General features: G+C 43.9%; 10 protein-coding genes and 1 tRNA gene. 7 read left to right on the forward strand and 4 right to left on the reverse strand.

Annotated features, from left to right (window positions below):
- Positions 1–43 precede the first annotated feature (43 nt).
- Positions 44–2,050 carry a translation initiation factor IF-2 gene (locus H6759_03680; protein ID USN52109.1) on the reverse strand — a complete coding sequence of 669 codons (2,007 nt, stop codon included), beginning with the start codon at positions 2,048–2,050 and terminating at the stop codon, positions 44–46.
- A gap of 62 nt (positions 2,051–2,112) precedes the next feature.
- On the opposite strand from H6759_03680, the gene truB reads away from it, so the two are divergent.
- The 3 genes from truB to H6759_03695 all read left to right on the forward strand — a co-directional run bounded on the left by truB (position 2,113) and on the right by H6759_03695 (position 4,951).
- A complete protein-coding gene (truB, locus tag H6759_03685; protein ID USN52110.1) occupies positions 2,113–2,904 on the forward strand; it encodes a tRNA pseudouridine(55) synthase TruB in 792 nt (263 codons plus the stop codon).
- Positions 2,905–3,019: 115 nt separating this feature from the next.
- Positions 3,020–4,555 carry a ribonuclease Y gene (rny, locus tag H6759_03690; protein ID USN52111.1) on the forward strand — a complete coding sequence of 512 codons (1,536 nt, stop codon included), beginning with the start codon at positions 3,020–3,022 and terminating at the stop codon, positions 4,553–4,555.
- Positions 4,556–4,636: 81 nt separating this feature from the next.
- On the forward strand, positions 4,637–4,951 hold the full coding sequence (locus tag H6759_03695) for an HU family DNA-binding protein (GenBank protein ID USN52112.1): 315 nt from the start codon (positions 4,637–4,639) through the stop codon (positions 4,949–4,951).
- Positions 4,952–4,995: 44 nt separating this feature from the next.
- Here H6759_03695 and H6759_03700 read toward each other — a convergent pair whose 3' ends face one another.
- The gene (locus H6759_03700; GenBank protein USN52113.1) at positions 4,996–6,267 is read right to left on the reverse strand and encodes a hypothetical protein; all 1,272 of its coding nucleotides are present in this window, start codon (positions 6,265–6,267) and stop codon (positions 4,996–4,998) included.
- A gap of 71 nt (positions 6,268–6,338) precedes the next feature.
- Here H6759_03700 and H6759_03705 point away from each other — a divergent pair, with 71 nt between their 5' ends.
- A complete protein-coding gene (locus tag H6759_03705) occupies positions 6,339–7,460 on the forward strand; it encodes a protein phosphatase 2C domain-containing protein (GenBank protein USN52114.1) in 1,122 nt (373 codons plus the stop codon).
- Between the two features lie 42 nt (positions 7,461–7,502).
- Here H6759_03705 and H6759_03710 read toward each other — a convergent pair whose 3' ends face one another.
- Positions 7,503–7,913: a hypothetical protein gene (locus H6759_03710; protein USN52115.1), complete on the reverse strand. Its 411-nt coding sequence runs from the start codon at positions 7,911–7,913 to the stop codon at positions 7,503–7,505.
- 118 nt (positions 7,914–8,031) lie between these two features.
- Between H6759_03710 and H6759_03715 the strand changes: the two genes are divergently transcribed.
- Positions 8,032–8,108: transfer RNA gene (locus tag H6759_03715), tRNA-Lys, on the forward strand.
- A gap of 67 nt (positions 8,109–8,175) precedes the next feature.
- Here H6759_03715 and H6759_03720 read toward each other — a convergent pair.
- Positions 8,176–11,085 (reverse strand): isoleucine--tRNA ligase, encoded by a 2,910-nt coding sequence (locus H6759_03720; protein ID USN52116.1) that lies wholly within the window; start codon positions 11,083–11,085, stop codon positions 8,176–8,178.
- A 49-nt stretch (positions 11,086–11,134) separates the two neighbouring features.
- Here H6759_03720 and H6759_03725 point away from each other — a divergent pair, with 49 nt between their 5' ends.
- On the forward strand, positions 11,135–11,581 hold the full coding sequence (locus H6759_03725; GenBank protein USN52117.1) for an RpiB/LacA/LacB family sugar-phosphate isomerase: 447 nt from the start codon (positions 11,135–11,137) through the stop codon (positions 11,579–11,581).
- Position 11,582: 1 nt separating this feature from the next.
- Positions 11,583–12,248 (forward strand): hypothetical protein, encoded by a 666-nt coding sequence (locus H6759_03730; protein USN52118.1) that lies wholly within the window; start codon positions 11,583–11,585, stop codon positions 12,246–12,248.
- Positions 12,249–12,258 lie beyond the last annotated feature (10 nt).

Below are 12,258 nucleotides of genomic sequence, written 5' to 3' on the forward strand. Positions count from 1 at the left end.
GATAATAAAGATGAAACCGCTCCCTGACAAGGGAGCGGTTTCTTTAACGAATAGCGTCGATTTTACGGACCTTGGATTCTTCGATGTAGGCATCGAGAATATCGCCTACAAGGATTTTTGCTTTACCTGCATAACTGAGACCGCACTCGGTACCCGCAGAAGCTTCTTTTGTCGCAGACTGACCCGATTGAAGAGATTCAATCTTACCTTCACCGATAATCTCTTCGCCGCGCCAAATGCGTAATTTAGCGCCTTTTACCAACTTACCTTCTTTGACACGCATACCAAGAACCATGCGGCCCGGTTCGGTGCGGAAGATTGCACCAACCTCACCTTTACCAACATCAACGATTGTAACTTCTTTTGGTAATAGCTCGTTTAAACGAACAACCGCATCATCAAATAAGTCGTAAATAACTTTTGTTGAAATAATCTCAACGTCTTTTTCACGTGCCGCAACAGCAACCGCTGTAGGAATGGCGGTATTAAAGGCATACACAACCGATGGCTTTGCATTTGCTGCGCGCTCGATATCTGCCTCGGTGATATTACCTAAACCTTTTTGAATCACGGTCAAATCCACCGCCTCGTGTTGGAAACGCTCAAGAACACCAAGAATCGCTTCTAATGAACCAAGGACATCTGATTTTAAGACAATGTTTAACGTTGGTTTTTTCTCTTCGTCCTCATTTACTGCTTGTTTTGTCGCCGTAAATGATTCGACAGATTGTCGTACAACCGCTTTTACTTTTTTCGACTCAAGCGTACTTGGGTCTTTTGGAATCTCAATAATATCACCAACCGATGGCGCTGCTTTGAACCCAAGGATTTTTACTGGCATACCTGGAGTTGCTTCTTCAAGTACGTTTCCGTTCCAATCCTTCATCATGCGCACACGTCCATAGGCATTACCATTAATACCAATCGTGTCATTACGCTTAAGCGTACCGTTTTGTACGATAGCGGTTGCTACTGGTCCCTCACCTTTATCTACGTGAGCTTCGATAACGGTACCTGCAGCGAGTGCATTTGGATTTGCACGGATACGATCTTGCTCAACATCAGCGACCAATAAAACCAAGTCCAAAAGCTCATCAATACCTGTGCCATTTTTTGCAGAGATTTTTGCCATTGGAACCTTGCCACCCCACTCTTCTACCGTGATACCAATTTCTGCAAGTTGACCAAGGACACGATTTGGATCTGCGTCTTCTTTATCAATTTTGTTAATGCCACAACAAAAGGAAGTTTTTGCTTGGATAATGCTTGCTGCTTCTTTTGTTTGAGGCTGGACACCATCATCCGCAGCAACAACAAGAATAGCGATATCAGCAACCTTTGCACCACGTGATCGCATAACCGTAAAAGCCTCGTGACCAGGAGTATCAATAAAGGTCATGAGCTTGCCTTTCTTTTCTACCATGTAAGCACCGATATGCTGGGTAATGCCACCAGATTCACCCTCCATGATATTTGTTTTACGAATAGCATCGAGCGTGCGTGTTTTACCGTGATCAACGTGACCCATCACAACAACAACTGGCGGACGTGCAACGAGCACATCTTTATCTTGTTGTGTAAGAATTTCTTTAAGACGATCTTCGCTTTCGGTGTTTTGTGCTAGCTCTGCTTCTGTTTCGTTTTGACTCAACGTTTTAAAACCGAGCTCCTCAGCAATAATAGACGCGGTTGTAAAATCGATGCGTTCATTTTGTGAAGCGAGAATACCTGCCTTCATCAATTGTTGAATAACACGAGTCACCGGCATGCCAAGCAACCCTGCAAAATCACGAACAGAAATAACAGAAGGCAATGCAACCTCTTTTGGCTTACCATCAGCATCGGTCGCGGCAACAACCTGCTGTTTATTATAGTTGTCACGAAAACGTTCACGACGAGAGTTTTCTAACCATTTTTTATACATCTGATCGGCGGTGCGATCATCGATTTTGATAGCGCGTGCACCAATGTCAAAGCCAAGCTCTGGGAGTTTGGCGAGCAATTGCTGCGGAGTTACGCGTAGACGACGTGCGAGTTCAGTAACGTTCATGCCCGCGAGTTTAGGCTTATTTTAGCAAAACGTCAAACGATTTAGCAATAAAATATGTATAAATGTCGTATTCTATTGTCTGTTTAGAGAAAAAAGGATACATAGAGGCCATGAATCCCCAAGAAACGCTTTCTGGTATTTTACTTGTTGATAAGCCAGCTGGTTGGACTTCGCATGATATCGTTGCCAAAATGCGAGGTGTGCTTGGAATTAAGCGCATTGGACATGCTGGCACCCTCGACCCGTTTGCAACCGGACTCGTGATTCTTGGGATCAATAAAGGCACAAAAAACCTTGAAAAGCTCATGCATGAAACCAAGGTTTACGAAACGACTATTTTTCTTGGTGCAACAAGTACGACTTTTGATACGGAGGGTGAGATTACACCGACGGAACCCACTACAGCAAAACCCCCTGCCCCCACGCATGCGGGGGTTCTGAATGTACCCACACTGGAAGAGATCGAAGAGGCGCTAAATCAATTTCGTGGTGGGTATGAACAAAAGGCTCCATTATTTTCTGCAAAGCATATAAGGGGCAAGCGCCTTTATGATTTAGCTCGCGAAGGCAAAGCAACTGAAGAGATGCGCCCAAGCAAACTCGTACGTATCGACGAGATAAAGACTCTCAACTACTCCTATCCAAAGCTAACACTCAAAATCACCTGTGGGAGCGGAACCTATATCCGCTCTATCGCTGATGACTTGGGTCATGCACTTGGGATTGGTGGCTACTGCCTTACCTTGAGACGCTTGTCTATTGGTCATTACCAAGCAGAGCAAGCTGTAACACCGCTAGATGATAGAGAGCATATTTTAGAGAAGCTCTTACCAATAAACGAGATAGAACCATAGTGGACAATTTGCGTTTCTTTTGCTACTTTTTGATTAAGAGCCGCTTGATGATTTGGCGCTCCATATTTTAACTTTCACTCCCTTTTTTGGGATTTAGCACTAACAATAGAATTGTATGAACCAAGCCCTTTTTGGGGCCGGTTTCGTCTTGCTTGGAACAGCGGTCGGAACAGGCATCGGTTATTATCTACGTGAGCAAAAAAGCCTACGTGGACTCGACGAAGCAAAAAAATCCGCAGAAGAACTTCTTTCTGCAGCTGCCACAAAAGAAACCGAAGTACTCGCAAAAGCAAAAGAAAAAGCTATCAAAATTTTAGAAGACGCGCGTCTCGAGGAGAAACGCGCTCTTGATGATGTGCGTAAACATCAAGATGCATTACTTGAGCGCGAAGAAAGCATCCATCGCAAACACGAAGATATTGAGAAAGCAAAAACAGAACTCGAACAATCCAAACAACAGCTCATCGAAAAACACGAGGCGGCAGAAGCGGCGAAAAAAGAGGCTATTGCTGCTGTCGAGCGCGTTGCTGGTCTTACAAAAGATCAAGCCGTTGAACACTTGATCAAACGCATTGAGTCCGATCACAACGAAGTGCTCGTTGGACGAATGAAAAAACTCGAAGAACAGGCCGGCGAAGAACTTGATCGCAAAGCCAAGTCCATCATGTCATTGATTATTCAGAAGCAAGCGTCTTCGCATGTTTCCGAAACAACAACGACACTCGTAGAGCTTCCTTCAGAAGAAATGAAGGGTCGCATTATTGGTCGTGAAGGTCGTAATATTAAAGCCATCGAATTACTCACTGGCTGTGAGTTGATTATTGATGATACACCTGGTGCTGTTACGGTTTCTGGTTTCTCCCCTATCCGTCGTCAGGTTGCAAAACGCGCATTACAGAATCTCATTAACGATGGACGTATTCATCCAGGTCGTATCGAAGAATTCGTCGACATGGCAAAAAAAGATCTTGCCGTGGATATTAAAAAAGCTGGTGAAGACGCCCTCTTTCAAATCGGTATTCCGGTCGGAAGCATTGATCCGAAGTTTACACAGATTGTTGGTCGCTTAAAATTTCGTACGAGCTATGGTCAGAATGCTCTAATGCACTCGCTTGAAGTTGCACAACTCTCAGGATTACTCGCCGAAGAATTAGGCGCTGATGTTTCGGTCTGTAAAATGGGTGGACTCTTTCATGATGTCGGTAAAGCCGTTGATCACGATATGCAAGGCTCACATCCAGAACTCGGTTATCAGATCATGAAAAAATATGGATTCCCAGAAGAGATTTGCTATCAATCAATCGGGCATCATGAAGACAATCCAAAAACACTTGAGGCTATTATCGTAAAAGCCGCTGATGCTATTTCGGGAGCGCGTCCAGGTGCGCGTAAAGATTCTCTTGAATTCTATGTGAAGCGTCTTAAAGATCTTGAGCAGGCAGCTATGTCGTTTGAAGGCGTTGAGAAAGTCTATGCCATTCAAGCAGGTCGCGAGATTCGTGTCTTTGTAAATCCAACGGCTATCGATGATTACTCGGCAGCAAAACTTGCTCGCGCGATTGCCAAAAAGATTGAATCTGAAATGAAGTTTCCTGGCGAAGTACGTGTGACGGTTATTCGCGAAACACGCACAATCGAATACGCACGATAATAAAATATCGAGCGTATTTGCTCAGTTGAGCCAAATTTTGTATTATTGCTTTATCAATCATTGTTCTTCAAAAACTCGCATATGAACAAGGCAGAACTTATTTCTTATTTATCCGATACCGTAGGTATCAGCAAAAAACAATCCGAAGACTCCATCGAGGCTATTGTTGATATCATCACCAAAACTCTACAAGATGGCAGAGAGGTGAATATCGCTGGATTTGGTGCCTTTATGGCCAAGACTCGCAAAGCACGCATGGGTGTCAATCCACAAAACCCGACAGAAAAAATCCACATCGACGAAGTACGTGTACCAAAGTTTAAAGCAGGCAAAGGACTCAAAGATGCATTGAAAAAAACCGATGCCCCTGTTGAACCTCCTGCTCCAACCTTGTAGCAAAAAACACCTCCAGTGCTGGAGGTGTTTTTTTGCTAAGGTTTTTATTGCGCCATCACGGTGCTTACGGCTTCTTGAATATCTTCTAGAGCAACAAGGGCTGCTTCTTTTTCTGCACGCAACTTCCATTCAACCGCTTCTTGCGTAAGTGTTTTTTCTGAAATAACGAGACGTAACGGAAGACCGATTAAATCTGCGTCAGCAAATTTTTCACCAGCACTTACATCCGTACGATCATCCCACAGCACTTCAATGTCTTGTGCCCACAATGCTTCGTAAAGCTCTTGTGACGCTTGCCAAACCCGTTCTTGGACTTCTGGGTCTTTGTTCGAAAGACTTACGAGGTGTACGTGATATGGTGCTACCGTGGCTGGCCACATCATACCGCGGTCATCATGCATCGCCTCTACGATCGTACCCACGAGACGCGTTGTACCAATACCGTAACAACCCATCTTCGCGATAATACGCTCACCATCTTCTGCAGTAAAAGCAACATCAAAAGCTTCTGAAAAACGCGTACCGAGATCAAAAATATTTCCTACCTCAACACCCGTGTGAAGCTCTAATGGCTGGCCGTTTTCTGGTGAAGGGTCGCCTTCTTTAAGTTCAGAAATCTCAATATTTTGTGCAAATGTCCCATCGACGGTTGTAAGAATTTTATCTTCACCGGCTGGGGTAATAACCTGAAACTCGTGAGAAAACTTTTTCGTAAACGCACCGCCCGAAGCTTCAACAACTTTTGCATTTAGCCCACATCGAGAAAAAACGGTGAGATAAGACTGCAATGCTTGTTCATAAAACGCTTCAAGATCCTCTTGCGTTGCATGAAAAGAATAAAGATCTTTCATGCCAAACTCTCGTCCGCGTAAGACACCGCTTTTTGCACGCAGCTCATCACGAAACTTTGTTTGAATTTGATACACCGAAAGAGGAAGGTCTTTGTAAGAACGAATGAACTCTTTTATGAGTGGCGTTACGACCTCTTCATGCGTTGGGCCGAGTCCATACGTTTTATTTGTTTGACTCTCAATCTTAAACAAGACATCAACACTATCCCAGCGACCTGTTTGGTCCCAGTGTTCTTTTGATTGGAGCGCTGGCAATAAGACTTCTTGTGATCCTAATGCATTCATTTCTTCGCGGATGATATTTTCTACCTTACGTAAAACGCGCAAACCTAATGGCAACCAAGCATAAACACCCGCCATTTCTTGACGAACAAAACCCGCTTGTAATAAAAATTTTGCATTAATAGAATCCGCGTCATGCGCGACGGATTTAGACGTCTTTGATACCAATTTCGAGTACAACATAGATACGCAAAGCATAACGGCGCGCCAGACTTCGCGCAAGCGAGCGCATGCAGTAGTATAGACTTATCCCTATGAGCGAATTTCCATCAAATAATAAAAACAGCTCCCCCACAGAAAAAGAAAAACGTTTTGAGCTCAAAACAGGGCTAAAAACCCTTACTTCTTTTCTACATGAGCAAAAAGGCGAGCCAAATGAGGACGCTGCTTATTTAAATAAAGCCGCTGGAATTATCGCTGTCTTTGACGGTGTTGGAGGTGCCCCTGCCGGACACCTTGCTTCGCGCGAAGCGAGATCGGTCTTAGATCCGGCATTATCAAATGATCTTATACAGCCGTTTTTTGAGAATATTGAGACGCCTTTAACAGAAGCAAAGGTAAAGCAAGCAGGTCGAACATTACTTAAGCGCATGACAAGCAAGCTCACCGATCTATCTTCAAATCCTGATCCCGACTTACAAAAAGCTATTTCTGATTATGCAGCCAAGCGCTTTTCAAAATCACTACAACGGGAGTTAGATCCTTCAAATCCACAAGACCAAAGTTATTTTGAATTAGCTGCATCTGCCATTAGCACAACGGTCTCTATGGCCAAACTTTGGACGAGTGAAGATCATAAGCACTACATCACCACTTTTCAGATTGGTGATAGCTCAGTATATCGCCTACGAAGCGGTAAGCTCGAAAAAATAACCAAAGACGATTCTTATATCACCTCGCTCGTTGATGCAAAGCTTATTCCAAGCGAAGCAGAATACTCTACACTGACAGCAGACAATAAAGAAGCGCCTGATTATATTCAGCTTACAATAAAAACAGACGCTATTAAAAACATGAAGCCTGCCGACCCTAACCTTTTGCATATCATAAATCTTCTCTTAGACTCACCAGAAGAGATAACCGTAGAAAGCATTCGTCGTTATGTAACACTAAGTATGAATAACAAATTGCGTGGCGCATTAGCAGCACGTATTACAACAACAGAAGCGGAAGATGGCGATGTCTTTTTAGCGATGACCGACGGTATTACAGATAATCTAACACATCAAGAAATGACGGATATTATCGAACGTGCAAAAGGGAGCCCGGAACATATAGCTACCCTTTTAACAACGTTTGCAAACCAACGCTCAATGTCAACTCACCCTCGTGCAAAGTTGGATGATATGACGGTGAGTGTCATGGCTATCGTATAAAAATAGCCGCCCTTTATGGGCGGCAGCTCAGGAAGCAGGATATTATCCACTAAAGATATTTTCTGGATTTTCACGTAAACGAAAGTCCGCAGCAGAGTACACATCGCGCATTGTTCGTGCTGTCCCATTATACCGAATTTCTAATTCGCTAAATGGCGTAAACAAACATTCTTCTTTATTTTTTGACAAAGGCAAAGCATGTCCTAACGTTGGGATAATAGCCGCGATAAGCACATTGCCATTGCGACGCAAAATCCGCAATCGCGAAAGACATGTAAGACGATCTTCACCGTCGATATACGGTACAAGTAGATAGATATCATCCCTGAGGATAACAGCTTCTTCGCTCGACATACTCAGGACGATTTGCCATCCTCCATATTCATCGGGCCGAATTGCCACATCGCTGATAATATCCAAAACTGGATCTGTATCATTATTTACTGCGGACATCGAAACCTCCAGAACGTTTGAACGCAGGAAACATATCAAAATAGGCGTTTTTGTCAATAAAGCTTCATTTCGACTTTACAAATCACAAGCGACTACCTATAATCCGGTCACAATTATTGGATTGGTAGCTCAATCGGTTAGAGCAGAGGCCTCTTAAGCCTAAGGTTCTGGGTTCGATTCCCAGCCGATCCACCACGTAAAAACCGCAGGAAAACCTGCGGTTTTTCTTTGCGGTTCACGTGGCGGGGCCACCTGAATACACTTATTTGCTCAATCTGATCTTTCCTTTATCATCCCCTACCTGCGCCTCTTCACCCTCGAGATCCGCAACAAAGCTTACTTCTTTAGCACGTAGCTCTTTAAGAAGACTTTCTTTTTCTGCTTCGATCACCTCTTTTGCTTCGCCAGAAAAATCCCATTCAACGATCGCGAGATCCGTTGGAACAAATCCACCTTCTTTACGAAGATTCATGACGTTACGGATAAATTCGCGCTTCATGCCCTTCTTCTTTAATTCTGGGGTAATAACGGTATCAAGCTCAAGTGTCCATGCTGTATCAATCGCATTATCTGATTCAACGCGTGCCACTTCTACATTTGTTTCTTCTGCAAGAATACCTAAGAGATCTGTTTGTCGCATGAGTCTTGCTGCCTCTTCTGCATCTTTTACTTTGATGGTGAGTGAAGCCAATGCTTGCCTTACAGGAAGTTTGGCTTGTGAGCGAAGTTCGTGCGCGCGAGATGCGGCGTCACGTACCCATTGCATATCAAGCATCAAACGTTCGTCGATGACGCGATCATCGGCTTTTGGCCATTTTTCTAGATGTACGGATGCGAGCTTGCCGCCAACTTCGAGGTACACTTTTTCTGCAATAAACGGCGTAAATGGTGCCATGAGCTTAGACGTCTCAAGTAATACCTCTAACAACGTTTTTAGCGCATCAAGTTTTTCGTACGCATTTTCTGACTTCATACGATCACGAGAGCGACGTAACCACCACGTCGAAAGATCTTCGACAAAAAAGCGAAGTGGTCTACCGGCTTTTACGAGATCGTAGGCGTCAAACGCCTCTGTCATCTCCGCGGTAAGCTGATTGAGACGCGAAAGAATCCAACGATCTAATACATGCGCGCTCTTTGGCTTATCAAGTTTTACATCCGTGTCTTCTGCAAAGGTAAGATAGAACGTTTTGATATTCCAAAAGAGATTCAAGAATCCACGAACAATAGTCTGGAGATCACGTTCAGAAAAATTGAGTGATTCTGCCTCTACAACAGGTGATGTTGTGAGGTAATAACGTACAGCGTCTACGCCATGCGTTTCAAAAACCTCCCATGGATCTGGATAATTTTTGAGACTTTTTGACATCTTTTTGCCATCTTCTGCCAATACTAGACCGGTACAAATAACATTTTTAAATGCCGGCTTACCAAAAAGCGCTGACGAAAGCACATGCAATGAATAGAACCATCCACGTGTTTGATCTTGCGCCTCACCAATAAAGTCTGCTGGGAAGCCTGACTCAAACGTTTTTGCATGCTGAAACGGATAATGGATGGACGCAAATGGCATACTCCCCGAATCAAACCAAGTGTCAAAGACTTCTGGAATGCGCTTTGCTTCTTTGCCTGAATCTGTAAGCACAATCACCTCATCAATCATTGGACGATGAAGATCGAGTTTTTCAGGCATTGTACCCGGTTTAGCACGCTTCTTGAGTTCTTCAATCGAAGAAATTACGACACGTTCACCGTCTTCGGTTTCCCATACTGGGATTGGCGAACCCCAATAACGTGTGCGTGAGATATTCCAGTCTGGTGCTGTTTCTAGACCTTTGCCAAAGCGACCTTCTTTAAAATGTTCTGGATGCCAGTTAATGCCTTCTGCCGCCTTAATCATAGTTGGGCGAAGCTTATTGATATCTACATACCAAGCTGGTTGCGCCTTAAACATCAGACGCGTCGTACAACGCCAACATGTTGCAACATTATGCAAGATACTTTCTTTTTTAAATAAACGATCTGCTGTTTTTAAGGCATCAATCACCACACCGTGCGCATCATTAATAGCGATGCCGGCAAAAGCACCCATGTCTGCATCAAAATTTCCTTCATCATCAACCGTCATTAAAATAGGAAGCTGATGTTTTTGATGCATCTGAAAATCTTCTTCACCAAAAGCAGGAGCGGTATGCACGATACCGGTACCATCCGTGTCTGTTACATGCTCACCGGCCACAACGCGATACGCATCACCTTCTGGTTTTTTTATTTCGAGAACAGGCACATAACGTTGACCGACAAGCTCGCTCCCCTTTTTCTTCCAAACGATTTCGTAGGCGCTAGGATCCTCACCAAAATAATGCGCCACGCGCGCTTCGACAACGACATAGGTCATCGTTGAATCTTTTGGTTTTACTCCAACGTATTCTAGATTTGCATTGACCGTGAGACCGGTATTAGCTGGCAATGTCCAAGGTGTTGTTGTCCAAGCTAAGAAGGCCGTTTTTTCGTCATCCACAAAAGGAAACGTTACGGTGAGCGCTGGATCTTTTTGCTCGACATATTCTCCCATCGAAACTTCTTGATTAGAAATCGCTGTCGCACAACGTGGACAGTATTGAGAAACGCGAACACCTTTATAAACAAGTTCTTTTTTGACGAGTTCAGAAAAAGCCCACCACTCCGATTCGATATAGGTATTATCCATCGTCTTATAGGAGTTCTCAAAATCCACCCAGCGACCAAAACGATGGACATAGCGCTCCCATTCTTTTTCGTACGTAAATATATTTTGACGACATTGCTCGTTAAACTTACCAATACCGTATTCTTCGATGGCGTGTTTTGTGCCAAGGTTTAATTGCTTCTCAACAATATTCTCAATTGGCAAGCCGTGACAATCCCAACCCCATACACGAGGAACGCGATAACCCTTCATCGTCCAATAGCGTGGGACAACATCTTTGATCGCGGATTGTAGGAGATGACCGTAATGCGGTAAACCCGTCGCAAAAGGAGGCCCATCGTAAAAATGGAATGTTTTATTTTCTGGCCGTTCTTCTAGCGAGCGACGAAAAATCTCTTGTTTTTTCCAGTAGGCGCTGATTTCTTCTTCCATTTTTGGAAAGAGTGCTGCTTTGGGCTGTTCGGAACGGTTTTTGTCTGACATACTAGGGTAGAATGCTTGTCTTTTTGCTTTAGGTCAAGCGAAAAATCCTATGTCCAAAAAAACCCCTATCTATCTTGCCGCAGATCATGCAGGCTTTGCACTCAAAGAGAAAATCAAGACGTTTTTAGAAAAAAATCGAGAAATTATCGATCTTTCTCCTGCATTAAAAAAAGAGGATGACTATCCCCTTCATGCACAAAAAGTCGCTCTCGCTCTCTTAGACAATCAAAATGCACTTGGCATACTTGTCTGTGGCACAGGTCATGGCATGGATATTGCCGCGAACCGCTACCAAGGAATCCGTGCTATTGTCGCTCGAAACGTAGATGATGCCGTGCTTGCGCGTGAACATAATCATGCCAATATCCTTGTCTTGGGTGGCTGGGTCACGAAACCCGCTCTCGCACAAAAAATAATAGAACGTTTTCTTGCCACTAAACCATCGACGGCCGCTCGACACAAAAGACGTGTTGCCTCATTAGACCATCTTGTTTGATATGCCTTGCGAAATTATCCCCGCCTTACTCGTAAATAGCGAAGAGCATGCCCTCGTTCAGATCACCAAACTTGGTGATTATTCTGGCTGGATGCAAATTGATATTCTCGACGGTACATTAAATCGTTTTATGTCATTTTCTGATGCGAATGCTTTGTCATTGTTATTACCAGAAAATCCTATCGAACTACACTTAATGGTAGCGAATCCTAAAGAACATATCGAAGAGTGGCAGCGTGTGCTTAGCGCAAAACAATCGAGACGAGCTATTTGGCATATCGAGGCTATGGCGGATCACGCAGAGCTTATTGAGTATTGTCGTGCACATAATTGGCAATGCGGTATCGCGCTTGGTCCGAATACCAAAATTGAAGCTTTGCGACCTTACCTTGATCGTATTGATGAAGTCCTTGTTCTCGGCGTTCATCCAGGTCAAAGCGGTCAAACACTTATTCCAAAAACCCTTGATACGGTTCGAGCATTAAAACTCACACCTAATAAAACGTTTACGATCGGATTTGATGGCGGGATTAATGGACAAAATATCCTTGATCTCAAAGATGCGGGTGTAGAACGCTTTTGTTTAGCGAGCGCAATCTTTAAAGCCGTTAGCCCAACGAATACCCTCGCGCATCTCACGCAAAAACTCGGGATTCAACAAACGTGATATAGTATGG

It is taken from the genome of Candidatus Nomurabacteria bacterium (assembly GCA_023898425.1).
In the GTDB taxonomy this organism is placed as follows: domain Bacteria; phylum Patescibacteriota; class Patescibacteriia; order 2-12-FULL-60-25; family 2-12-FULL-60-25; genus HK-STAS-PATE-2.